This is a genomic window from Lactiplantibacillus garii (genome assembly GCF_003885105.1).
Taxonomy (GTDB): Bacteria; Bacillota; Bacilli; order Lactobacillales; family Lactobacillaceae; genus Lactiplantibacillus; species Lactiplantibacillus garii.
Genome location: NZ_QWZQ01000029.1, coordinates 1 through 22,531 on the forward strand (window position 1 = coordinate 1; position 22,531 = coordinate 22,531).

A 22,531-nucleotide genomic window follows, 5' to 3' on the forward strand; every position below is an offset into this window, starting at 1 on the left:
TAATTTCGTGGAGTATCGGGTGCGACCGGTACTCTTTTTTATTTTCCATTATATCAAAAGCCAGTCCGGAAAAATCCGAAGATTTTTCCAGACTGGCTTTGTTTTTAGAGACTTATGTCACAGCCTCTTCTTAAGGTCTTGATGGGGCTACTGATTGTTTAAATCTTCGCTCAATAGTTGCTTATTTTCTTGTTTGAGAATCTTGATCATCTTACGCCGGGCCGTAAAGAACGGCAGCCCAATGTGGGCGAGGTTACTGCGGAAACGCCAACGGTAATGGTACGTTTTTGCTGGCACGTACGGCGCACTGGTGACGTAGTTAGCGTACCGAAATGCAAATAACTGGTCTTCAAGAAAATCAATGTCTTCGTTAAATTTGAGTTGGTGGTTGGTGATGATACTTCGGATAAAACACTTGTTCCACGAAAATCCACCAACGGTCCCAAAGTTAATGTTAGCAATTAGTTCTTTTTGAGTATACGTTTTGGCGGGGCTGGGAACGGCTAAATAGCCGAAGTGACCACAGACCACTAGCTGACTTTTAGGTGCGGCCTGGTAAGCTGCAAGAAAAGTCGCTAAAAAGTCGGGTTCGACCCAGTCGTCACCGTCAACGAAGCAGAGGTACTTACCCTTAGCCACCGCCATACCAGAGTTTCGCGCGGCGGAAACGCCAAGGTTGCGTGAATGACTGACCACGTGAAAGCGGTCGTCACGCGCAACGAACGCGGCAATTTGTTCACCGGTATCGTCACGCGAGCAGTCATCCACAACAATCACTTCAAAATCAGTGACCGTCTGGCGTTGGAGACTCGCCAGGCAACTATTCATAAATTTGTGTTGGTTGTACGCGGGTACAACCACTGAAAAAAGGGGTGCTGACACGCTAATTCCTCCATCGTAAATTTGGTTACTTCTACCATTATAGCCATAAATTGTGACGAAACTATAGTGAAATCCCCTTTTTTATAGATGTTTTAATTATTTGCTAAGTTTGTTGTGTGAAAGTACAGGGCTAAATCAGGGTACGCAAAGACCGTGTGGGAGAAATCTAACAGGCCGTTATTTTTATAATAATTGCAGGAATCTAATGCCATGTAGGTGGCACCGTGGTCTAACCCCATTAGTTGGGATTCTTCGGTGGATAAGTTCGTGAGCGACAGGTAGTCGTCACTATTAGCAATTCCAATACCGTACGCTTCACTTAAAAAGTCCCAAATAGACGAGTTGACCGCCTCGGTTGATAAGTAGGGAACGACCGACCGTAGATAGTACGCTTTTTCTAAACAGTATAGCTGATTGTGCCAGTAACGTAACCGGATGACCCGGTAAAGCTCCTCATCCACGGGAATCCCTAGTTGTCGACTGAGGGCGGTGTCGCCGTGGATGGTATCGAAAGTCAATACCTTTGATTCAAGATCGCGGGGGTGTAAATTGCTGTTCAGCATCGAGCGGGCGGATAGGTTGACCACCGTTTTGTGTTTTAATTGAATATTAGTAATAAAATAACCACTACCCTGTACACGTCGTAAGAGTCCCTGCTGGTAAACGAGGTCAATTGCCTTGCGAATCGTGTTGCGGCTGGCGTGGAAACGTTCCATTAACTGCGCCTCAGTGGGTAATTTAGTTTCAAACTGGCCATCTTGGATGGCGTTGACAAGCTTGGTCGCAATTTCACGATACATAATGGTTCACTTCTTCCGATAAAAATATTTATGGGTACCAATTTAATAAATCGCGTTAATTTGATTAATAGGGCTTGTCAAATTTGTACCCATGACTTATAATTCTAATTGTAATGAAAGCGGTTTAGTAAAGCAACCGCTGAAATGAATTAATTCAAAACTATCTAGGAGCGTGTTTATTATGGCTGAAAAAACGATTATGTTGGTATGTGCTGCAGGGATGTCCACTTCATTATTAGTCTCAAAGATGCAAAAGGCTGCTGAAGCCGATGGTATCGATGCAGAAATTTTTGCAACCGCTGCCAGTGACGCTGATGCGAAGTTAGCTGAAAAGAACCCTGACATTTTAATGCTCGGACCGCAAGTTCGTTACATGTTAAGCGACTTCCAAAAGCGGGTTGATATCCCCGTTGAAGTTATCAACATGCAAGACTACGGCATGATGAACGGTGAAAAGGTATTACGCGAAGCCGAAGCTTCAATGGCTAAATAATAATTAAATGATTTCTAGATGCTGCCGGACCACGGTAGTAAAGCACTACCGGTCCGGTGGCATTTTAATTGTGTGGGCAACTAAATAAACAAACAAGCTAAAAAGGATGAGGGTTAATGGCAGAAGAAACGCAAGCACCAAAGGAAACCGAAGCAAGTCTCGAAACAATCATGGGTCTGATCGTTAATGGTGGTAACGCCAAGAGTTCAGCCTTTGAAGCCATCAAAGCGGCCAAGGAAGGCGACTTTGACACGGCGGACGCTAAGTTGAAGGAAGCTGATAACTTCTTAACGGAAGCACACAACTCACAAACTTCAATGTTAACGGCGGAAGCTCAGGGGGAACATACACACGTTTCCTTACTCCTAGTTCATTCACAAGATCACATCATGAATGCCATCACCTTCCGTGATTTAGCTGGTGAAGTCGTAGATGTTTATCGGCGTTTAGCTGCTGACGAAGCAAAATAAACGTTAACCATTTGGGGGACCCAGACGAATACCATGCGGTGTTGGTTCGGGTGCCCCTTTTTCTTTAAATGGCCAACTTATTTTGCTGAAGGGTCGGGCTTACACCACCTTCTGATCCGGCCAGTCACATTTAGTAGTGGCGGCCGGGTGCGGGCAGTCAGTGGCGTGAGTAAGCCAATGTGATGACTTTTATGAAAATTTAGTAGTGGCTTTGCCGCACGAACCCAACGAATGGTTTAGATTTTGAAAGTACCCGTAACAAATAAATAATATTTAAATTGGAGGTCATAAATTTATGGCAAACGGATATAAGATGCCAAAAGGATTTTTATGGGGCGGCGCGGTTGCTGCCCACCAACTCGAAGGGGGCTGGCAAGAAGGTGGTAAGGGCGTTAGCATCGCTGACGTGATGACCGCTGGCCGTAACGGCGTTGCTCGGAAAGTTACCGACGGTGTAAAACCGGGCGAAGTTTACCCTAACCACTGGGGCAATGATTTTTATCACCGGTACCCCGAAGACGTGAAGTTGTTTGAAGAAATGGGCTTTAAGTGTTTCCGGACGTCAATTGCCTGGACCCGGATCTTCCCAAACGGTGACGAGGAAGAACCGAACGAAGCCGGCTTGAAGTTTTACGACGACATGTTTGATGACTTATTGGCCCACGGCATCCAACCCGTGATTACGTTATCCCACTTTGAAATTCCGTACCACCTAGTCAAAAAGTACGGTGGGTTCAGTAACCGGAAGATGATCGACTTCTTCGTACACTTTGCGAAGACGGTTTTCAAACGTTACAAGAATAAGGTTAAGTATTGGATGACCTTTAACGAAATTAACAACCAAACGGCCTGGGATGATCCGCACCCGTTACTTCAAAACTCCGGCCTAGAACTGGGTAAGGACGACAATTGGGAACAAGCGATGTATCAAGCCGCCCACTACGAATTAGTGGCCAGCGCTTTGGCCGTTCAAGCGGGACACGCAATCAATCCCGATTTCCAAATTGGCTGCATGGTGGCCATGTGCCCAATTTATCCGTTGACTGCTAAGCCAAGTGACGTCATGATGGCGGAACGGGCGATGCAGAAACGCTACTGGTTTGGCGACGTCCACTGCTGGGGCGAATACCCGAAGTGGCTGCCAAAGTACTTTGAACGTAAGGGCTTTGACATGGACATTACGGCGGCCGACCTGGCTACTTTAAAGGCTGGTACCGTGGATTACGTTGGCTTTAGTTACTACATGTCCTTCGTAACTAAGGGCAAGGACGGTGACGTGGACTACGACTTCAAGGAACCGGACGATTTTGTCGAAAATCCGTACGTGGAAAAATCTGACTGGGGCTGGCAAATTGACCCAACCGGTCTGCGTTACGCGATGAACTGGATGCAGGACCGCTGGCACTTACCACAGTTTATCGTTGAAAACGGCTTCGGTGCCTACGATAAGAAGGAAGCCGATGGCAGTGTTCACGATGATTACCGCATTAGTTACTTCCACGACCACATTCAAGCCATGGAAGAGGCCGTGGCCCTGGACGGGGTTGACCTGATTGGTTACACGCCGTGGGGCTGCATTGACCTGGTTTCGGCCAGCACCGGTGAAATGGCTAAACGCTACGGCTTTATTTACGTGGACGCTGACGACAACGGTCAGGGGAGTTTTGACCGCTCCAAGAAGGATTCCTTCGACTGGTATAAGCAGGTCATTGCAAGTAACGGTGAGGATTTATAAAGAGAGGACGATTTTTTAATGGCAACAACTAAGAGTGGTTTACGGTCAGACTTTTTATGGGGCGGCGCGGTCGCTGCCCATCAACTTGAAGGTGGCTGGCAAGCCGGCGGCAAGGGTGTTAGTGTCGCTGACGTAATGACCGCCGGTGCAAACGGGGTTCCCCGTGAAATTACCGACGGCGTGATTGCGGGCAAAAATTACCCGAACCACGAAGGCATTGATTTTTACCACCACTACAAGGAAGACATTAAATTATTTGCTGAAATGGGTTTTAAGTGTTTCCGGACGTCAATTGCTTGGACCCGGATCTTCCCGAACGGTGACGAAGCCGAACCCAACGAAGCCGGCTTAAAGTTTTACGATGACATGTTTGATACTTGTCATCAGTACGGTATTGAACCCGTGATCACGTTGGCCCACTTTGAAATGCCGTACCACCTAGTTAAGAAATACGGTGGCTGGCGAAGTCGGAAAGTCATCGACTTCTTCGTACACTACGCAATGACTGTCTTCAAGCGATATAAGAATAAGGTTAAGTATTGGATGACCTTTAACGAAATTAATAACCAGACGACCTACACCAACCAATTTTTGATGGCAACCGATTCAGGGTTAGTTTTAAAGCCCGACGACCCCGATGCCGAAGCGTTGATGTACCAAGCCGCCCACTACGAAGTTGTTGCGAGCGCCTTAGCCGTTAAAATCGGTCACGAGATCAACCCCGATTTCCAAATTGGGAACATGATCAACATGACGCCCATCTACCCGTTGACTGCTAAACCCCAAGACATTATGCAGGCGGAAAAGGCGATGCAACGCCGTTACTGGTTTGCGGACGTCCAATCATGGGGATACTACCCACGGAACATGGAAGCTTACTTTAAGCAAACCGGCTTCCGGCCAGACATCACGGCCGAAGACCGGCAAGTCTTGAAAGAGGGGACCGTGGACTACATCGGCTTTAGCTACTATAATTCCAACACGGTTGAGGGTAAGGCTGACAACCCGAGCTACCACTTTGTCGGAACCGAAGCCGTTGATAATCCGTATTTGAAGACCAGTGAATGGGATTGGCCAATTGATCCGGAGGGGTTACGGTACTCCCTGAACTGGTTACAAGATCGTTACAACAAACCAATGATGATCGTTGAAAACGGTCTGGGTGCGCGTGACAAGGTCGAAGCGGACGGCTCAATTCATGACCCTTACCGAATTGATTATTTACGGGCCCACATTGACGCGATGATCAAAGCGGTCACTGAAGACGGCGTTGATTTAATTGGTTACACGCCGTGGGGCTGCATTGACTTAGTTTCAGCCGGAACGGGTCAAATGTCAAAACGTTACGGCTTTATCTACGTCGACAAGGACGATGAAGGTCACGGAACGTTGGCCCGTTCTAAGAAGGACTCGTTCTACTGGTATCAAAAAGTTATCAAAACTAACGGTGCCGATTTAGACTAACTTAGCAGGAGTTAATAAATTTTTTAAGCGCGCAAATTACTCGAAAGGGTAGTTTGCGCGTTTTGGTGTCCGCATGGTCGGTCAGTTTTTGAAACGGAACCTAATTAGCTAACTTTAAATTTAAAATATTTAAATTGGTCTAATTAGCGTGTTTGCTGGTTTCGTCCGTAATTTAATGGCTAATTTACAAAGTGGTACTGACTTGCGTATCCCCGAACTTTATGGTTAAATGCCCGTGTGAGAAAAGTTTACAAGGCGTTTAAGTAAAGGACTTGAAAATAATGGATAAGCAAAAGTTGATTCAGGAACACCCGCAAATTAAGGACTTAATGGCTAAAAAACCAATCGTTTGGCGCAACCCGGATTACGGTGAACGGGCGCCGCTACCGTTGTCACGGGCCCAGATTTTTGACGCGGTGGCCCGTTGGGAACGCTTCGCACCGTATTTAGAGCGGGTATTCCCAGAAACCGTGGCGACTCACGGGGTGATCGAGTCCCCCCTGATTCGCATCGATCGCATGCGGGCCGCCTGGGAAATGTTGAACCACCAGTCCTTACACGGTCAGCTTTACTTAAAGGCAGATAGCGAATTGCCCGTGTCCGGTTCAATCAAGTCGCGTGGTGGCATTTACGAAGTGCTCAAATTTGCGGAACGGGTCGCCATGCAACGATCGGACTTGACGTACCTCGACGACTACGGGGTGCTGGCCAATTCGGATTACCACCGATTATTTGCGCAGTACGGCGTGATCGTGGCGTCGACCGGTAACTTAGCCCTTAGCGTTGGGATTGCGGCGGCCAGTTTCGGGTTTAAAACGACCGTTTACATGTCGCACGACGCTCGGCAATGGAAGAAGGACCGGTTACGGGCTAACGGCGTGACCGTTAAGGAATTTGATACTGATTTTTCCAGCGTGATCCCGTTGGCCCGGCAGGCCGCAGCTGCGGACCCGCACTGTCACTTTGTTGACGACGAGGGTTCCACCGACCTCTTTTTAGGGTACGCGGTTGCCGCGGTCCGTTTACAACATCAGTTTAAAAAACAGGGGATCAAAGTGGATGCCAAGCACCCGGTCGTGGTTTATTTACCCGCCGGTGTTGGTGGCAGTCCGAGTGGGGTGGCGTTTGGCTTGAAAATGATTATGGGAGCCAACGTACACCCGGTCTTTTGTGAACCGACCCACGTTCCGTCCGTCACCCTTGGGATGATGACAAAGTTAAATGAAAAAATTTCCGTGCAAGACATTGGTTTGGACGGTCTGACGGCGGCCGACGGGTTAGCGGTTAGTCGCCCGTCCCGGATCGCCGGTAAAATTATGCGCACGTTGTTACTCGGGAGCGTGACGTTTAACGATGACGACCTGTTTGAGTACGTCAGCGAACTGATTGATACTCAGAAAATTACCGTGGAACCCTCCGCTGCCGCCGGGTTTACCGCTATTAAACCGTTGACGACCGCCGTGCCCGAATTGGGCGGTGCGAACGTGACCCACGTCGTCTGGGCGACCGGTGGGGACATGATGCCGGTCAGTGAGCGTGAACGGGATTACCAACGCGGCACGACCTTGCTTACTCATGAGCGGTTCAACTAAAAGCATTCAATTTGATTAAAGTATCAGCCTTAAAATTCTGAACAATTTTGAGGCTGATACTTTATTTAGATTTAGAGTGAGTGATTACTCATTTTAGGGTTGATTCTTTAGCGGGTCCGTTATATGATGTGAATTGTAAATGAGTGAGTGAACACTCACTAGTGAAAGGAAGGATGACATGACAACAAATTACGTTGAAGCCCAACGCGTTAGCAAAAGTTTTGGGCAGCACCAGGTGTTAGATCAAATTGATTTAACGGTCCCCGCTGGCACGATCTACGGATTGATTGGACCGTCTGGCGCCGGAAAAACGACGCTGATCAAAAGTATTTTAGGGATGGAAGCGGTCGATGGTGGGGAAGTTCACGTAATGGGGACGTTGATGCCCAACCGTGCGGTGATGGCCCAAATTGGCTACATGGCCCAAAGTGACGCCCTGTACGAAACGTTGACTGGCCGGGAAAATTTAAAGTTTTTTGGCCAATTGATGAACGTACCGAAAACTAAATTGGCGCAAATGATTGACTACGCCGCTAACTTGGTCAACCTAACAACACAGTTAGATCAACGGGTCAGTGGCTATTCCGGTGGGATGAAACGCCGGTTGTCACTGGCAATTGCGCTGATTCAGGACCCGCCGTTACTAGTCTTGGACGAACCCACCGTTGGCATTGATCCGGAACTGCGGCAACAGATCTGGGCGGAACTCAATAAATTGAAAACGGGTGGAAAATCAATGTTGGTCACCACCCACGTCATGGATGAAGCGGAACGCTGTGATTATTTAATGTTGATCCGGCACGGCATTGCCCTCGCACAGGGGACCCCGGCTGAATTAAAGCAGCGTTACCATGTCGAAACAATTGAACAAGTCTTTTTGAAAGCGGGGCGGCTCCAAGATGCGAACAATGGCAATCGTTAGACGGGTTTTAAAACAAATGGTTCGGGACAAACGGACCTTGGCGTTAATGTTTTTGGCACCACTCCTGATCATGTCGTTAATGTACTTTTTATTTCAAAATAATACCACCCAAGTTGCTAGTTTAGGCGTTCATAACGTTGATAGCCAGGTACTGAAAGTAATTAAGACCAAACACGTGGATTTGAAGGATTATGAAAGTACTGCTAGTGCGGCGAAGATGATCAAGCAGCACGATTTGGACGGCTACCTAACCCAAAAGAACGGGAAGCTGACCGTAACGTATTCTAACAGTAACCCCACTAACACGTCGCTGATCAAAGCCGCACTCCAAAGCGGACTGGTGAAATTAAAGGTGAAGGCCCTCGCTGCTGCCACTAAGACGCAACAACGGGTCTTAGTGAAGCAGCAACGAGCCCTGACTAAGCTGACCACCGCGCAGACGCAGGCCACGGTCACGAAGTTAAAAATGGCCCTTGCGCAAGCGCAGGCCAGCGGCAACACCGCCGCGGTCAAAAAGTTAAAACGACAACTCAAGCAGGCGACGAGCACGCGTTCGACTAGTCAGCACGTAAGCAAACCCACGAGTTACACTACGCAAGCCCACTATATTTATGGTAGTAGCGACTCGACCTTCTTTGAAAACTTTTTACCAATTTTCTTAGGGTTCTTCGTCTTTTTCTTCGTGTTCCTAATTTCGGGGATCTCACTCCTAAATGAGCGGACGACCGGGACGTTGAGCCGGTTGTTAGCAACCCCGATTCGACGCAGTGAAATTATTTTTGGCTACCTGATCGGATACGGTCTGTTTGCCATTATCCAGACCTTCATCACGGTACTCTTCGCCATCACGGTCTTTAAGATCCACTTGGTCGGCAGTATTTGGCTGGTATTCTTAGTTAACTTGTTACTGGCACTGGTTGCGTTAGCCCTGGGAATCTTTATTTCAACCTTTGCTAATTCTGAATTTCAGATGATCCAGTTCATTCCGCTGATCGTTGTCCCGCAAATTTTCTTTGCCGGGTTAATTCCCGTCACCGGGATGGCTAACTGGTTACAGGTTGTTGCGCACGTCATGCCGCTTTACTACGGAGCGAATGCGTTGACCGACGTGGTGACCAAGGGAGCGACCCTGGGTGACATTGGCGTTAACTTATTAATTCTGGTAGGCTTTATGGTAGTCTTAACGTTCTTAAACATTGTTGGTATGAAACGTTATCGGAAAGTGTGATTAACATGGAACAACACCCCCGGATACGGGATTACTTTAGCCAGGATTTAGCGGACAATCGTGACATTACGCCTAAACAGCGGGCCATTTTACAAGCGAGCCTAGACTTGTTTGCCGAAAAAGGGTTTGAACAAACGAGTACGAGCGACATTGCGCAGCGTGCGGGGGTTGCGGAAGGCACGGTTTACCGTCGTTACCGCACTAAGGAGGGGTTGCGGGATGCCATACTTGCGCCGCTCGCAACCAACATCGCGCCAATGCTCGCTAGTGATTTTTCAAAGGATGAACTGCATCGGCGTTATCCGAGTCTAGAAGCCTTTTTAACGGCGATTTACGATGACCGGGTCGCGTTTGTTCTGGCCAACCAGAAAGAAATTAAAGTAATTTTGGAAATGGTGGCTTTTGACCAAGCACGTCGTAATCAAATTATTGGTCACATTGCGCCGGTCATGGTGCAACAATTTGGTGGGGTGCTTAACCAGTTGCGAGCCGATCAGCTGTTGGTCCCTTGGCCGAACGACCTAATTATTCAGACAATTTTGTCAATGATTGGCGGTGAATTGATGCGGGGTGCGTTGACTTTGCCGAATGACGATCCTCAACGCGAGCGGACATACGTGCTAGGCGTTTTGGGGAAGCTCCTAACCCCGAGTGCGACCGATGATCCCGCCCTGACCCAACTATAAAAATGCAACTTAAAACGACTCCGAAAATAACTTTCCGGGGTCGTTTTAGGTTGCATTTTATATTAATCGGCGGGCGTCGCCTGACTTAATAATTCGGTTTGTAACTGACTTAACGCGGCGGTCATGTAGACCGGGTACACGTCCGGATTAATTAAGCGCTGGGTGGCGCGGGGGAGCTCAGCCAGTTGGTGCTGACTCGTGGTTTGGATGGCCTGAACACTGGGATAACTCGTTGTAGTCAGTGTGACCGGTTTTAGGAGTAACTGGGCGTCGAAGGCGGTTAACACGTGGTGACGGTCAACGCTCAGCGGGTCACTATTAAAGACGGCTAGGTGGCTCTCTCCGACAATGGTTTCGTGTTCTAAAGCAATCAAATCGGCAAAGGCCTGCTTAGTGCCCGGCCGGTATAGTCGGTAAACTCGTTTTTTACCCGGAATGGTCAGCTTTTCGCGGCTAGCACTCACCTTAATCTTAGGTTCTACGTGTCCGTTTTGTTCAATGGCGGCGAGCTTGTAAACACCACTCAAGACGGGCGCGGAGGCACTGGTAATGAGTTTTTCCCCGATGCCGAAGTTATCAATCGGGGCGCCCTGTTGGAGAAGCGACGTGATGATGGTTTCGTCGAGGGCGTTAGAAATGGTGATTTTGGCCTCCGGAAAACCGGCGGCGTTCAGCATCTTACGGGCCTGTTGGGCCAGCATGGTGACGTCACCGGAGTCGATTCGAATCCCAACCGGTTGGTGGCCACGCTCACGCAGTTCTTGAAAGACGGTGATGGCGTTGGGGACCCCTGAATTTAGAACGTCGTATGTATCAACCAGCAGCGCGCTGTTATCCGGGTAGCGTTCACTCCATTTACGGAAGGCCGTCAATTCATCGGGAAAGGCTTCGATCCAACTGTGGGCCATGGTTCCGGCCGCCGGAATGTTGAAGGCTTTGGCCGCTAAGACGTTCGACGTACTCTTAGCCCCGCCAATAACGGCCGCGCGGGTGCCGTAAATTGCGCTGTCAGGACCCTGAGCACGCCGGGCACCGAATTCCATGATGGGCCGTCCCGACGCAGCGAAGGTCAACCGGCGGGCCTTCGTCGCAATCAGGGATTGGTGGTTTAAAATGTTGAGAATCAGGGTTTCAAGTAGTTGAGTCTGGGCGATGGGACCGGTCACCGTCAGTAGGGGTTCCCGCGGAAAGACCGGGGTCCCCTCGGCCACTGCTTGAATTTGGCAGTCTAACTTAAAGTTGGCCAGGTAGTTCAAAAACTCCGGATCCCAAAGGTCCAGGGTTTTAAAGTAGGCGAGGTCCGCTTCACTAAAATGAAAGTTTTGTAACGCCTCGATAACTTGTTGTAGTCCGGCTGCAATTACAAAACTACCAGCGTCGGGCACGCGCCGGTAAAAAACGTCGAACGTGGCTTGCGTGGCGGGTAAGTCGTGCTGGAAGCCGTTAGCCATGGAAAATTCGTACAAGTCGGTAAGTAATGACAAATTACGCATAGGATGATCCTTTCTAAGCTTTGATAGGTGTCTTGACACCCTCCTGATAAAAAATAGTTTAGCACAGTTTCGGAATTGTGAATAGCTCACGCGGTGTTCGGGACATTTTAAGAAGCCCCGTGATCCGTTTAATTAGGCAGGATGATGGGGAAAAGCGTGTTAGAATAAATAAAGAAATATTTTTTATTAGGATGGCTTATGAATAGAGTGAAAGTGGTCACACTGTGTGGTTCCCGCAAATTTGCGGCGGTGTTTAAAAAAATTGAAACGGACTTAGCGCTGCGGGGGAACGTGGTGCTAGGTCCAGTATTTAACGTGGGCGGTCAGTTAACGGCCCACGAGGTGCAACTTTTACGGGCCGCCCATTTCAAAAAGATTGAGCTGGCCGATGAAGTACTGGTAATTGACGTTAACGAGTACGTGGGGCCACAAACGCAAAAAGAAATTGCCTACGCGCGAACCTTAAATAGGGTTATTAAATATTATTCTCAGGGTGAATCCGCAGGTTAATCAGGAAGGTGAAGTTATGACGGGATCGGAACGCCGCGACCAAATTCGGGCCGCGTTATCAACGAGTACGGATGCGTTAAGTGCTACTACTTTGGCACACCAGCTGGGGGTTAGTCGTCAAACGGTAGTGGGTGACATTTCGTTACTACGTGCCAATGGTCTTCGAATCGTTGCTACCCTGCACGGTTACGAGTTGGCAACGGCTGACCAGCCCACCGCAATTGTTGTTTGCCGGCACGGTGCCGCGGCGGCACTTGACGAAATGACCCGGATTATTCAGGCCGGTGGCGTAATCAAGGACGTGACGGTTGAACACCCATTATACGGACGTTTGCGGGGAGAGTTAGAATTGCGGACCGTTGGTGACGTTCACTTGTTTATGGGACGGCTTAAAAAGCAGCACGGGCACTTGCTGTCCGAGTTGACCGATGGTATCCATACCCATACGATTGGTTACCAAACGGCGGCCCAGCTGACTGCGATTCAGGCCACGTTGCGGACCGCTGGTTACTTGTATGAAAATTAAATGAACCACCAAAAAATGACGACTTCCGGCTATTAGTAGCCTAGAAGTCGTCATTTGGTTTAGATGCATACAATGAATTTTAAAAGTAATCGATCAGTGCCGGGCGGTTTTTGACCAGCGCGTGGTCTAACCGTTCGGCCGCATCCCGGGCGCCGGTGATCTGGCCGTGTTGCCAAGCACTGACCAGTGAGCGGGTCCCAAACAGGGCCTTAGTTAATTGTTGAATTGATAGCTGAAGGTCACTGGCGTGGGTCACGTCAGCGCTGACTCGGTTCAAGGTGGTGCGGGTCAGCTGTCGTTGCAGCTCCCAAACGCCCTGGTTTGCGGGCAATATGGGATCACTTACGGCAAGCCGAATGGGAGCCACGTCGGCGGTAAACGGGTAGCGGGTGATGAAATCGTGCAGTAAAACGATGCGGGCCATCATGTACGGCGTCGTAGTGACTTGCAACGTGTACGGGTCGGCTAAGAGATCCAGGCCGCTTTCCGCACTGGGGCCGTCGTAACTGAACGTTTCAAAGGTGGTACCGTGTTTAGTGATAAAGTTGGCCAGTCGTTCAAACGCTACCGGGGTGTTCGTTGACCATTCCTGAATCGCAAAGTTAGTGGCTTGGCGTTCGTACACTAGGTAGCCTTCAATCTGCGCGTTGGCGTTGCGGTAGATTGCCACGGACCAGTTATGTTTTAGCGTGAGGTAGTGGCGCCACCATGCCGGCCGAACTAAGCCGCCCCGTTGATTGATCGGCTGTGCTTCGTAAAAATCGTTGACTAATTCCAACCCCTCGTTACCGTAGCGGGTCACCGTCCCCGTTAAGTCGGTTGGTTTAATGCGGGGCAGGTCCTTAGCCGCCATCACTTGGTGACAGTGGTCAAAGACGTGCTCGTAGCCAAACCGCCGGTAGTACGGGTAGGAAAAGGGTGCCAAGTAAGATAGCGGAACGTGCTGGGCCGCCATGGCTTCAAGGGCGGCCGTTAACAGCTTCCCGGCGCCGCCCTTACCAGCGTATTCGGGCGCACTCATGACGTCGCCGATGCCGTGCATGGCGTAGTTGACCCCGTGAAAATTAACTTCCAAGGGGAGGCTGTACAGGCCGCTGACCAGTTGATCGTGGTCGTGAAGCCCGTAGATCCAGCCGTGCTGGTAACGGTCCATGAAAAAGGCGCGCCGGTTAGGTGTGTCGTGATTATTAAAAGCGTACTGGTAAAGTTGGTAGAACGCCTCGCGGTCCTGATCCGTCGTTAACCGGTAATCTGCACTCATAAAGGAACCCCCTTTGTTGGTTAATTACTTGGTTGCAACGAACTTAAAGTCAGCCCATGGTTGGAGCAGTTGCAAACAAGGTGCGTCACTTTCAACCACGTGGCCAACCACGTTGATTCGACCTGTGTTCTTAAAGTCCCGGCGGGCGATTTGGAGTTCACCCTTGTATTGGCCGTATTCGTCGTTGTCGATCAACACGTCACCGGCCTGAACGTCTGCGGTGTGGTGCGCTGGAAAGGCTTCGTCTTTGTAGATCACCCGGGTCTGTGATGAGCGGATAACGTAGTCGGAGAAGTCGCCCCGGTAAGTTTGTGGTTGGTCAAAGAGCACCTTGGTTTCAGCGGCCGTTAAATCGGCTACCGTTTCCACGTGTAAGAGTGGGTAAGGACTGAAGAAAACGTCGCTGACGGCCTTTAACTCGGCTTCACTGGCATAGGCGTTACCGATTAAAACGTCGTCGATTAACCCGGTCATTTTCAGGTGTTGGGCCTGAGCAGCAACCGCTAAGCCCCGGTGTTCTTCCAGGGTGCACAGCCCGTCTTGCATCGGCCAAGGACCGTAAGTGGCGTCGTTGGAAGAAACGAAGGCGGCGGTGTTGATGCCGTATTGACGGTATTGTTCAGAAGTCTGAACAAAATAATCGTAACCTAAACCGGTGTATTGTTGTGGGTAGAAGTTATGCGATCCCAGTAGATTATCCTTTTCAGGGGAGTAGTCCATAATGGTGTCCACGTAATGGGTTCCCTTGGAAATGTTGACTTCAATTTTTAACCCGTATTCGTTGTGGGTCATCCGGGCTTCTTCTTGACCGGTAAAGCCGAGGTCTAAGCGGACGCCCCAGGCACCGAGGTCGTGGAAAAACGATAGATCGTCGTAGGAAACGCCCAGTTGTTTAAAGAGGTCGGGGTTGACGTCGACCATCACTTGTAAGCCCAGCTTGTTAGCGTAAGTGATCACCTTTTTAAAGTTGCTAACGACTTCGTCCTGGTCGCCCTTAATTTCAAGGAGCGACGTAAATACCCGCTGGTAGCCATATTTGGCTGCTAAGTCCAAGTACGCGGCGTCCTTTTCAAATGTTGACCGTTCCGGATAAACGGAAACACCTAGTTTACTCATAAAAAATTCCCTCCAAATATTAATCGGTTTCTGTATTCGCTTTCATTATCGCACATTTGATTGGTCCATACCAGCACAAAGCGTAATTTGTTGGTACAAATTTTAAACCTGTTCCTGATACCGGGATTATGATACGATTTCAGTAAACACAAAGTGGAGGCATACTGATGACATTTGAAGCAATTTTACCCGAATTAAAGGCCGGTAAAAAGGCGGTTCGAACCGGCTGGGAAGGCACCGAGCTGTTCGTGATCTTGCAGGCAAAGACGACCTTTGAGGGGGCACCGTTGAACCCGTATTTTTTGATCAAAACGGCGGACGAAGCGTATAGTATGTGGTCACCGACCGATTGCGATATTTTAGCAACCGATTGGCAACTGGTCGCCTAATGCAATTTAGCGAATTTAAAGACCAGACCGTACTGGTCACCGGCGCGGCTTCCGGTATTGGATTAGCCCAAACACGGGCTTTTTTAACGCAGGGTGCCCGGGTGATTGCAATTGACCAGCACCCGCTACCGACTGACGTGGCGACCCTAGCAACCGTCAGTGGTCAGCTGGCCGATGTTCGGGATGCCGCCGGCTTGCACGCGGCGATTGAAGCGGGCGTGACCGCGTTGGGCGTTCCCGACGTGGTTTGTAACACGGCTGGCAAGCTTGATGCTTACCAACCAACGTTGGCCATTGACGTGGCAACCTGGCGGGACGTCTTAGCAACGGATCTAACCAGCCAATTTTTAGTTACGAATCAGGTTTTGCCCGCCATGTTAGACCGGGGGCACGGCGTCTTTGTGAACATGGCGTCAATTGCCGGACTAGTAGGTGGTGGTGGCGGTGCGGCTTACACCGCCGCAAAACACGCCGTGATCGGTTATACGAAGCAACTCGACTTGGACTACGCGGCGCGGGGCATCCGTGCGAACTGCATTGCCCCCGGTGCCATCGACACGCCCATGAACGCGGCCGACTTTGCCGGTGACGGCAAGCTGGCTAAGTGGGTGGCGGCCGAAACGCCCGCTAAACGGTGGGCCCGGCCGGAAGAAGTGGCGGATCTAACGTTATTTTTAGCCAGTCAACACGCCGACTACGTTCACGGCACGGTCGTCCCGATTGACGGGGGCTGGCTTGCAAAGTAGGAAGGAAGCTGACGATGAAAGCTTGTATTTTTTGTCAGTCGCAGCCGTACGTGTTGGAAAACGACTTAGCGGCCGCGTTTTATGATATTCACCCGGTCAGCCGGGGACACCTATTGATTATTCCTAAGCAGCACTACCCGACGTTTTTTGACGTTCCCCCGGCGGACCGGGACGCCATGTTACAGTTATTGACCACGGCTAAGGATTATCTCGAAAAACGATTTCATCCGGACGGTTATAACGTTGGCATTAACGTTGGGCCGGCCGCCGGGCAAACGGTGATGCATTGTCACGTGCATTTGATTCCGCGGTATCAAGGTGACGTGCCGGATCCGCGTGGGGGCATTCGCAAAATGTTGCCTCCCGCGGCGGGACAGCAATAGAAGGGAGTACGAATAATGGCAGAGTATTTTAACAAGGTGGGCCGTGCCGGTAAAATTTTGAAACAAACCCCGGTGTATCACGGCCCCATTTTTGATTTGGTTAAACAGGAAATTAAAACGCCCGATGGGTTAACGGTCGAACGCGACTTGATCGACCACGGTAACGCGGTCACTATTTTGGCGTTAACGGCCGATGACCAAGTGGTTTTAGGCTCCGAATACCGGGTCGGTCGCAACGCGGAGACCGTCAGTCTTCCCGCGGGGTTGATCAACGGTGACGAGGATCCGTTGGTGGCGGCTAAGCGCGAGCTGCAAGAAGAGACCGGTTACGTTGCCCATGATTCGCGGGTAATGACCCAGATCAGTTCTTCGGAGGGGTTCACGAACGAAACGGTTAGTTTGATTTTGACGCACATTGATCCGACCGAACACGCCGCAAAACACTTTGACCACGATGAGTACGTTAATACCCAGTTAGTGCCACTCACGCACGTTATTGAGCTGTTGAAAAAGGGACAGATTCGTTCAGCGCAGGGCGTTTGTGCGTTGACGTGGTATTTGAACTTTATTCGTCCGGGAGAAACGCGATGAACTTAGCTGAGAAGTTTGCTTACATGGCAAGCGGTCAGGCTTATAATGACCTGGATACGGAACTTGTGGCGGCCCGGGATCGCGCAACTGAGAAGACCGACGCCATAAACGCGACGATCAACCCGACCGAAAAAGAACGGTTGCTGCGCGAATTAATGGGGACGGTGGGTCAAGCACCGTTTGTGAATCCTAATTTTCGGGTGGAGTTTGGCCGGAACATCCACGTTGGTGACGACTTTTACGCGAATTACGACTGTGTTTTACTGGACGGCGCCCCGATTACAATTGGCAACCACGTGCTGTTTGGTCCCAAAGTGGGGTTGTACACCAGCAATCACTTATTTGACGCGACTGAGCGGTTACGGGGAGGTTGCGTTGCCAGGTCGATCACGATTGGTGATCAGTGCTGGTTGGCTGCCAACGTCACGGTACTACCGGGTGTAACGGTGGGCGCGCGGACGATTATTGGGGCGGGGAGCGTGGTCACCCACGATATTCCTGCCAACGTGATTGCGGCGGGCAATCCCTGTCGCGTGATTCGACCAGTTACGGCGGCCGACCGAACTGGTTTTACCGGGAAGCAGTTTAAATTAGGATCAGATTAACTTGAAAAGCGTGGGGCCATGGCGCTTAAAAACTGACTTTTGGCCCCACTTCGGCACCGTTGTTATGGAAAATAAGGCCCCTAAATGACTCAGCTTATTTGAGTCATTTAGGGGCCTTATATTTTTAGCCGCCGCTTTTTATATTGGGTAACGCCTACTTGACGTGAATACCGTTAAAGTAGGCGGCTAGGTTGGCCGCCTGGTAGAGGTTAACGCTCATGCCACGGGCCATGGCGGCTTCGAGGTCGAGCCGTTCAAAGTGGCAGGTACTCAAATCAATATTTTTCAGGGCGGTTTGGTAAAAAGAAACCTGGTCGAGGTCGCAACGGTTGAACTGAACCCGCGTTAAACGGTCGTTCATGACGCTGGCATCGGTCAAACGGCAATCGTTGAAGTGGGTGGCCTTCAATTTCATGTCGCACAGCATGCTCAAATCAAGTAAGTCGTTGTCAAAAGACACGTTGTTTAAGAAGGCGCCCGTTAAATCGAGACCAACCATTTTACAGTCTTTAAACTGAACCCTTAGTAAGCTAGCCTTTTCAAAGTGGCAGTTTGAAAAATCGCACTTGATAAATTCCGCGTCGGTTATTTCCAGCCGCTCAAAGGTTCGTCCGGTAAACGTGACGTTTTCAAAACTAACGTGATCGAACATCGGGTGCACTAAGGCAGTGTCGGGAATGGTTTCGTCACTGATCCGACAATTGTCGAGTAGGTGGTCTTCGTCTTCCAAAATTTGATTGAACTGTCCCGCGGGTAGGTCGGCGGGGGTGATACGTGGCTGATCCATATTAACACCTCGTTTGATTGGTATTAGCATACCTTAAATCGTTCACCGCATAATTAGAGTTTACTGAGCGCTTTAAAAGTGTTCAGCAACCTTGGAAGCGTACCAAATGACCAACAATCACTTAGCGGACGTCTAACCATCAAAAATGGCTTAAATTTATCATGAAAATTTTAGAATCAACGTTATTTTCAGCTTTAGGGTGGCCTTAGAAGCCGTCCTGACAACGATTAGTAACGATGGTTAGTTGCCACCCGCCGAGAAGCGTTTCATAAGTCCAACGGGCAAAAACGCAGGAACATCAACGGAGGCTGTGACTTTTGTCACAGCCTCCGTTTTATCTCCGAACGATTATTGTTGAAATGGGTTTCAAAAGTCAGCCGGCTCCGCTTAACCCGTAGGCCAAACAATCCAAGCCCAGGATTATTCGCCATACGCTGTTAATGCTCACCAGCCAACTGACCTTTGGCACACTCTGTTTGATGTGACTAGGTCGCAACCCGTCTTGAATAGTTGTGCTGACAACCTAATACAAGACACTATTTAGTTTTGTTAGTGGGTGCCGGCAAGGCGTCACCGAAGAACGCGTCGACGACTCGTTGACTAGCGTGACCGTCTTCCCAGGCGTTAAAGCGTTCGCTAAATTTGTGATAAGCGTCGGCGTATTCGCGTTTGAGAGCCGGTAGATCGTGTAAAGCGGCGAGGACGTCGTCGTTAGTTTTCAGTAGTGGCCCCGGTAAATCGGTCTCCATGTTGAGGTAGAAGCCCCGCAACACGCTCCCGTACTTTTCGTAATCGTAAACGAAGTACAGAATTGGCCGTTTTAAAATGGCGTAATCAAAGAACACGCTTGAATAGTCGGTAATCAACACGTCCGAAATCAGGTAAAGTTCGGAGATGTCGTTGTAGCTTGATTCGTTATAAACAAAGTCGCCAAAACCGGTCGTATCCAAATGTTCGGTGATGAAGTAGTGGGTCCGTAAAACGAGCACGTAGTCGTCACCGAGTTCACGCCGTAAGCGGGCGATATCTAATTTTAACGTAAATTTATAATCACCGACACCGTAGTAATCATCGTCACGCCAAGTTGGGGCGTAGAGGATGATTTTTTTATCTAACGGAATACCTAATTTTTCCTTGATGGCCCGGGCCTTAGCATCTTTATCCGGCGCGTTTAAAAGGTCGTTACGCGGGTAACCGGACTTAAGCATCCGGTCGGTGGGGTACATAAAGGCGTGTTCGAATACGTCAACGGAAAATTGGTTCGCCGCAATCAGGTTATCCCACTGGCGTGACTGGTGGTAGAAGATCTGTTTATACAGTGGGTTAGCACTGGCAACGTTATCCATATCAAAAACTAAGTGCTTCAGCGGGGTTCCGTGCCAAGTTGATAAGAACTTTGTCTCGGGCCGCTTAATGAACCACTTAGGCTGTCGCATGTTGATCACTTGGAACTTGGAGGTTGCCAAGTAGTACATGTAGCGCCACCCAAAGCGTTTGACCACCGTGGTATTGGGCTGCTTGCCGGGGTTGGGTTCAACCCCCTTATTCATGACCCAAACGTGGTGGAACTGTCCCGGATAGGTCCGTTGCATGTATTCATAAATGGCCTTAGGACTGTCCGAGTAGTTCCGGCCTAAGAAGGATTCGTATAAAATCGTCTTGGGCTTAAGCGGTAACTTGGTCAACCACCACCGGTAGGCTAATTTAGCGCTGCCCCGACCGTGCCGGTGAATGATGCGGTTAAGTTCCCGCATCCAAACGATCCGGTTAACTTGCCGTTGTGGTAAACGCCCGTCACGCCGAATTGCTAAAATGATTCGGCGACTTTGACCATGAAGGGTTTGTTTGATCAAGGACGCGGGGATCACGTTCAAGAACGCCTGCAACGTGTGCAGCAGTTCGGGCAGTTGTTCGGCAGGAACGGTTCCCGTTCGCGTTGCTACGGCCGCGTATAAATAGCGGTGTAAGCGATGCAAGTCACGGGTCGCGTATGCATTAAAACCGTCTGAATCGTTGGGCAACGTCACTAACGCGGTTTGCCAATCCTGAATTCGTTTAGCCCACCGGCGCGGGTCATCCTGTTGATGGACCGACGGGTGGTTGATGGGGTCGTTATGTTTGACCCGGATGTAAGTGTGTTGACTGAGCCGGAGCGTGCTGGTCGTGACGTTGAGCAATGGCAACATAAACGGACCGTCGGGGTACAGGTCGTTTGTTTCGTTAAATTTGAGCTGGTGAGCTAATATTAATTTGCGGTTAGCAATTTTGCCGCTAACTTTGAGCTGACGGTCCAGCCCCGCCCACCGGTTGTCACCACTATGTTCCAAGTAACGGTGTTGTAACCAGGTCATTACCGTCGGATCAACCGGTGTATCGGTTGGCAGTACGGCGTTCGTGGCCAAATTAAGTGCGTGGCGCTTCGGTCGGAGTCGTTTCCGGCCACCCCATTTGGGCATGTCGTCCGCGACGCCCGTTTCGGCGTGGCTAGTGACGAACGCGTCGTGGGGTTCGTAGGTGGGGTACTGGTTTAAATCTAACAAAACGTCGCTTGAACGCGTCGCGGCAATGGCCGCGGCGTCAGCTAGCGCGTTGGGGAGTAAGTAGTCGTCACTATCGATAAATAGTAACCAGTCGCCGGTTGCTTGCTGAATGGCCTGGTTACGGGCCGCCCCCACGGTTGCGGGGGTAAACGTGATCTGATGAATCGGAAACGGCGCTTGCCATTCGGGTTGACTTAGATCAATCGGTTGATTACAGGCGATCAACCATTCGAAATCCTGCATTGTTTGTAGCGTTAGGTTTTCTTTTAACGCGTGTAACTGCTGCAACTCACTGGGCAGGCAGGGCGTAATTAAACTGTAAAACATACATAATCCTTTCTAAATCACGGTAATCTCAACTCGACGTGCTTAGTGATGTGCGTCTAAAACGGGGACTTGTTCCAGCTGGTCGCGCAACAAATCTTGTTGCGCTTCCGTTAACTGGTTTTCGTCGGCGTGCTTTAAGAGGCGCTTTAGTTGGGACCGGTAATACTTTTCAAAGACGGGTTCCCATTCGGCATTAAGCGTCACTCGTTGTCCGAGTTGCAGCTGGTTGAACCACGCTAGCGGGGTATCACGACTCCACGAACCATTTTGAATGGTTGGCACGTGCAATCGAATAATTTCCGTTTGTTGGCTTAGCAGTTGTAAGTTTTGCGCTAACGAAACCACCGGGTAGTCCGGACTAAGTTGGCTAACGGGGAGTAATACTCCGGTTGGTCGTAAGCGTTGGGAAAGCAGGCGAAAGTTCTTTAAGTTCGTTTGGACCGAGTAGTTTTGAAGTCCCCATAGTTGGGGCCAAACGTTGTCCGAGTCGGAAAGCTGCTGATAAGTTCTTAACAGGCCGTTGTTGGCGTGGGCCGTTAAGTAATCATTTATTTGTTCATCTAGCGGTAATTGGTTATCAAAGGTTGCCAAGCTAACGGGCGTGTTGGCGTGTTGACTCGTCACACTTTGCCACTGCGCCAGGGCCCCCGGTAATAGGCCGGTAGTTTCGCGTAAGTTTAAGACGTAGCCGTCGGCAGTGGTTGGTAACTGGGGTTGTTCCTGTACCGTGACGTGTAACGCTGCTAGTTTTGCTTGGTGTGCGCCGGTCAATTCTTGATTGGCCGGTAATTGTAAGTTGGTAACGACTCCCGCGAATCGTTGGGCTTCAATAGCCGCACTTAGTTGCAATAGTCGATCCCAAGAAATAGTTTCATTTGGGACGATATTAATAAGTAAATTCATGAATATCTCCGCTCCTGAATTGAATCATTCGGTAATTTAAGTTAAGTTACATTACATTCAATTAACTCATATACTATAAACC

The 22,531-nt window shown here is 49.8% G+C and carries 23 protein-coding genes; 15 read left to right on the forward strand and 8 right to left on the reverse strand.

All coding sequences use genetic code 11. The annotated features are described in order from the left end of the window. Window positions 1-147 precede the first annotated feature (147 nt). Window positions 148-882, reverse strand: a complete 735-nt coding sequence (locus D1831_RS09000; protein WP_125072607.1) for a glycosyltransferase family 2 protein — start codon at window positions 880-882, stop codon at window positions 148-150. 92 nt (window positions 883-974) lie between these two features. Further along, window positions 975-1,682 carry a GntR family transcriptional regulator gene (locus D1831_RS09005; protein WP_125072608.1) on the reverse strand — a complete coding sequence of 236 codons (708 nt, stop codon included), beginning with the start codon at window positions 1,680-1,682 and terminating at the stop codon, window positions 975-977. Between the two features lie 181 nt (window positions 1,683-1,863). Between D1831_RS09005 and D1831_RS09010 the strand changes: the two genes are divergently transcribed. The 8 genes from D1831_RS09010 to D1831_RS09045 all read left to right on the forward strand — a co-directional run bounded on the left by D1831_RS09010 (window position 1,864) and on the right by D1831_RS09045 (window position 10,272). Then, window positions 1,864-2,175 carry a PTS sugar transporter subunit IIB gene (locus D1831_RS09010; RefSeq protein ID WP_125072609.1) on the forward strand — a complete coding sequence of 104 codons (312 nt, stop codon included), beginning with the start codon at window positions 1,864-1,866 and terminating at the stop codon, window positions 2,173-2,175. A gap of 116 nt (window positions 2,176-2,291) precedes the next feature. Then, window positions 2,292-2,645 carry a PTS lactose/cellobiose transporter subunit IIA gene (locus D1831_RS09015; protein WP_125072610.1) on the forward strand — a complete coding sequence of 118 codons (354 nt, stop codon included), beginning with the start codon at window positions 2,292-2,294 and terminating at the stop codon, window positions 2,643-2,645. A 295-nt stretch (window positions 2,646-2,940) separates the two neighbouring features. Next, window positions 2,941-4,380, forward strand: coding sequence for a 6-phospho-beta-glucosidase (locus tag D1831_RS09020; RefSeq protein WP_125072611.1), 1,440 nt, complete (start codon window positions 2,941-2,943; stop codon window positions 4,378-4,380). 18 nt (window positions 4,381-4,398) lie between these two features. Continuing rightward, on the forward strand, window positions 4,399-5,844 hold the full coding sequence (locus tag D1831_RS09025; protein WP_125072612.1) for a 6-phospho-beta-glucosidase: 1,446 nt from the start codon (window positions 4,399-4,401) through the stop codon (window positions 5,842-5,844). A 281-nt stretch (window positions 5,845-6,125) separates the two neighbouring features. After that, entirely contained in the window at window positions 6,126-7,436 is a 1,311-nt protein-coding gene (locus D1831_RS09030) for a D-serine ammonia-lyase (RefSeq protein ID WP_125072613.1), read from the forward strand. Window positions 7,437-7,614: 178 nt separating this feature from the next. Then, window positions 7,615-8,358, forward strand: coding sequence for an ABC transporter ATP-binding protein (locus tag D1831_RS09035; RefSeq protein ID WP_125072614.1), 744 nt, complete (start codon window positions 7,615-7,617; stop codon window positions 8,356-8,358). Beyond that, a complete protein-coding gene (locus tag D1831_RS09040; RefSeq protein ID WP_125072615.1) occupies window positions 8,336-9,586 on the forward strand; it encodes an ABC transporter permease in 1,251 nt (416 codons plus the stop codon). The genes D1831_RS09035 and D1831_RS09040 overlap by 23 nt, the downstream gene beginning before the upstream one ends. Window positions 9,587-9,591: 5 nt before the next feature. Then, entirely contained in the window at window positions 9,592-10,272 is a 681-nt protein-coding gene (locus tag D1831_RS09045) for a TetR/AcrR family transcriptional regulator (protein WP_125072616.1), read from the forward strand. Between the two features lie 62 nt (window positions 10,273-10,334). On the opposite strand, the gene D1831_RS09050 is transcribed toward D1831_RS09045, so the two are convergent. Continuing rightward, window positions 10,335-11,765 (reverse strand): nicotinate phosphoribosyltransferase, encoded by a 1,431-nt coding sequence (locus D1831_RS09050; RefSeq protein ID WP_125072617.1) that lies wholly within the window; start codon window positions 11,763-11,765, stop codon window positions 10,335-10,337. A 198-nt stretch (window positions 11,766-11,963) separates the two neighbouring features. On the opposite strand from D1831_RS09050, the gene D1831_RS09055 reads away from it, so the two are divergent. Together D1831_RS09055 and D1831_RS09060 are read left to right on the forward strand one after the other, a co-directional pair. Continuing rightward, a complete protein-coding gene (locus D1831_RS09055) occupies window positions 11,964-12,275 on the forward strand; it encodes a hypothetical protein (protein ID WP_125072618.1) in 312 nt (103 codons plus the stop codon). A 16-nt stretch (window positions 12,276-12,291) separates the two neighbouring features. Further along, window positions 12,292-12,801 (forward strand): transcription repressor NadR, encoded by a 510-nt coding sequence (locus D1831_RS09060; RefSeq protein WP_125072619.1) that lies wholly within the window; start codon window positions 12,292-12,294, stop codon window positions 12,799-12,801. 79 nt (window positions 12,802-12,880) lie between these two features. Here the strand turns inward: D1831_RS09060 and D1831_RS09065 are convergent, their stop codons facing one another. Further along, entirely contained in the window at window positions 12,881-14,062 is a 1,182-nt protein-coding gene (locus tag D1831_RS09065) for a GNAT family N-acetyltransferase (RefSeq protein WP_125072620.1), read from the reverse strand. 24 nt (window positions 14,063-14,086) lie between these two features. Then, window positions 14,087-15,178, reverse strand: a complete 1,092-nt coding sequence (locus tag D1831_RS09070; RefSeq protein WP_125072621.1) for a DUF871 domain-containing protein — start codon at window positions 15,176-15,178, stop codon at window positions 14,087-14,089. Between the two features lie 167 nt (window positions 15,179-15,345). On the opposite strand from D1831_RS09070, the gene D1831_RS09075 reads away from it, so the two are divergent. Genes D1831_RS09075 through D1831_RS09095 form a run of 5 tightly spaced genes read left to right on the forward strand, consistent with a single transcriptional unit; the run spans window position 15,346 to window position 17,892 of the window. Then, window positions 15,346-15,567 carry a DUF2829 domain-containing protein gene (locus D1831_RS09075; protein WP_125072622.1) on the forward strand — a complete coding sequence of 74 codons (222 nt, stop codon included), beginning with the start codon at window positions 15,346-15,348 and terminating at the stop codon, window positions 15,565-15,567. Continuing rightward, window positions 15,567-16,313, forward strand: a complete 747-nt coding sequence (locus D1831_RS09080; RefSeq protein ID WP_125072623.1) for a 3-oxoacyl-ACP reductase — start codon at window positions 15,567-15,569, stop codon at window positions 16,311-16,313. Before D1831_RS09075 ends, D1831_RS09080 begins: the two co-directional genes overlap by 1 nt. 14 nt (window positions 16,314-16,327) lie before the next feature. Beyond that, the gene (locus D1831_RS09085; protein WP_125072624.1) at window positions 16,328-16,696 is read left to right on the forward strand and encodes an HIT family protein; all 369 of its coding nucleotides are present in this window, start codon (window positions 16,328-16,330) and stop codon (window positions 16,694-16,696) included. A 15-nt stretch (window positions 16,697-16,711) separates the two neighbouring features. Continuing rightward, window positions 16,712-17,287, forward strand: a complete 576-nt coding sequence (locus D1831_RS09090; RefSeq protein ID WP_125072625.1) for an NUDIX hydrolase — start codon at window positions 16,712-16,714, stop codon at window positions 17,285-17,287. Then, entirely contained in the window at window positions 17,284-17,892 is a 609-nt protein-coding gene (locus D1831_RS09095; RefSeq protein WP_125072626.1) for a sugar O-acetyltransferase, read from the forward strand. The genes D1831_RS09090 and D1831_RS09095 overlap by 4 nt, the downstream gene beginning before the upstream one ends. 154 nt (window positions 17,893-18,046) lie before the next feature. Here D1831_RS09095 and D1831_RS09100 read toward each other — a convergent pair whose 3' ends face one another. The 3 genes from D1831_RS09100 to D1831_RS09110 all read right to left on the reverse strand — a co-directional run bounded on the left by D1831_RS09100 (window position 18,047) and on the right by D1831_RS09110 (window position 22,449). Continuing rightward, on the reverse strand, window positions 18,047-18,679 hold the full coding sequence (locus D1831_RS09100) for a pentapeptide repeat-containing protein (RefSeq protein WP_125072627.1): 633 nt from the start codon (window positions 18,677-18,679) through the stop codon (window positions 18,047-18,049). Between the two features lie 536 nt (window positions 18,680-19,215). Continuing rightward, window positions 19,216-21,546, reverse strand: coding sequence for a bifunctional glycosyltransferase family 2 protein/CDP-glycerol:glycerophosphate glycerophosphotransferase (locus tag D1831_RS09105; protein WP_125072628.1), 2,331 nt, complete (start codon window positions 21,544-21,546; stop codon window positions 19,216-19,218). A 42-nt stretch (window positions 21,547-21,588) separates the two neighbouring features. Next, window positions 21,589-22,449 (reverse strand): hypothetical protein, encoded by an 861-nt coding sequence (locus tag D1831_RS09110; protein WP_125072629.1) that lies wholly within the window; start codon window positions 22,447-22,449, stop codon window positions 21,589-21,591. Between the last annotated feature and the right edge of the window lie 82 nt (window positions 22,450-22,531).

What these genes read in the sequence shown, in the direction of transcription:
- D1831_RS09085 (WP_125072624.1), top strand. Translation starts at nt 16,328, where the DNA reads ATGAAAGCTTGTATTTTTTGTCAGTCGCAGCCGTACGTGTTGGAAAAC.
- D1831_RS09060 (WP_125072619.1), top strand. Translation starts at nt 12,292, where the DNA reads ATGACGGGATCGGAACGCCGCGACCAAATTCGGGCCGCGTTATCAACG.
- D1831_RS09100 (WP_125072627.1), bottom strand. Translation starts at nt 18,679, where the DNA reads ATGGATCAGCCACGTATCACCCCCGCCGACCTACCCGCGGGACAGTTC.
- D1831_RS09070 (WP_125072621.1), bottom strand. Translation starts at nt 15,178, where the DNA reads ATGAGTAAACTAGGTGTTTCCGTTTATCCGGAACGGTCAACATTTGAA.
- D1831_RS09065 (WP_125072620.1), bottom strand. Translation starts at nt 14,062, where the DNA reads ATGAGTGCAGATTACCGGTTAACGACGGATCAGGACCGCGAGGCGTTC.
- D1831_RS09095 (WP_125072626.1), top strand. Translation starts at nt 17,284, where the DNA reads ATGAACTTAGCTGAGAAGTTTGCTTACATGGCAAGCGGTCAGGCTTAT.
- D1831_RS09090 (WP_125072625.1), top strand. Translation starts at nt 16,712, where the DNA reads ATGGCAGAGTATTTTAACAAGGTGGGCCGTGCCGGTAAAATTTTGAAA.
- D1831_RS09040 (WP_125072615.1), top strand. Translation starts at nt 8,336, where the DNA reads ATGCGAACAATGGCAATCGTTAGACGGGTTTTAAAACAAATGGTTCGG.
- D1831_RS09110 (WP_125072629.1), bottom strand. Translation starts at nt 22,449, where the DNA reads ATGAATTTACTTATTAATATCGTCCCAAATGAAACTATTTCTTGGGAT.
- D1831_RS09080 (WP_125072623.1), top strand. Translation starts at nt 15,567, where the DNA reads ATGCAATTTAGCGAATTTAAAGACCAGACCGTACTGGTCACCGGCGCG.
- D1831_RS09030 (WP_125072613.1), top strand. Translation starts at nt 6,126, where the DNA reads ATGGATAAGCAAAAGTTGATTCAGGAACACCCGCAAATTAAGGACTTA.
- D1831_RS09025 (WP_125072612.1), top strand. Translation starts at nt 4,399, where the DNA reads ATGGCAACAACTAAGAGTGGTTTACGGTCAGACTTTTTATGGGGCGGC.
- D1831_RS09010 (WP_125072609.1), top strand. Translation starts at nt 1,864, where the DNA reads ATGGCTGAAAAAACGATTATGTTGGTATGTGCTGCAGGGATGTCCACT.
- D1831_RS09105 (WP_125072628.1), bottom strand. Translation starts at nt 21,546, where the DNA reads ATGTTTTACAGTTTAATTACGCCCTGCCTGCCCAGTGAGTTGCAGCAG.
- D1831_RS09015 (WP_125072610.1), top strand. Translation starts at nt 2,292, where the DNA reads ATGGCAGAAGAAACGCAAGCACCAAAGGAAACCGAAGCAAGTCTCGAA.
- D1831_RS09035 (WP_125072614.1), top strand. Translation starts at nt 7,615, where the DNA reads ATGACAACAAATTACGTTGAAGCCCAACGCGTTAGCAAAAGTTTTGGG.
- D1831_RS09020 (WP_125072611.1), top strand. Translation starts at nt 2,941, where the DNA reads ATGGCAAACGGATATAAGATGCCAAAAGGATTTTTATGGGGCGGCGCG.
- D1831_RS09050 (WP_125072617.1), bottom strand. Translation starts at nt 11,765, where the DNA reads ATGCGTAATTTGTCATTACTTACCGACTTGTACGAATTTTCCATGGCT.
- D1831_RS09075 (WP_125072622.1), top strand. Translation starts at nt 15,346, where the DNA reads ATGACATTTGAAGCAATTTTACCCGAATTAAAGGCCGGTAAAAAGGCG.
- D1831_RS09045 (WP_125072616.1), top strand. Translation starts at nt 9,592, where the DNA reads ATGGAACAACACCCCCGGATACGGGATTACTTTAGCCAGGATTTAGCG.
- D1831_RS09055 (WP_125072618.1), top strand. Translation starts at nt 11,964, where the DNA reads ATGAATAGAGTGAAAGTGGTCACACTGTGTGGTTCCCGCAAATTTGCG.
- D1831_RS09005 (WP_125072608.1), bottom strand. Translation starts at nt 1,682, where the DNA reads ATGTATCGTGAAATTGCGACCAAGCTTGTCAACGCCATCCAAGATGGC.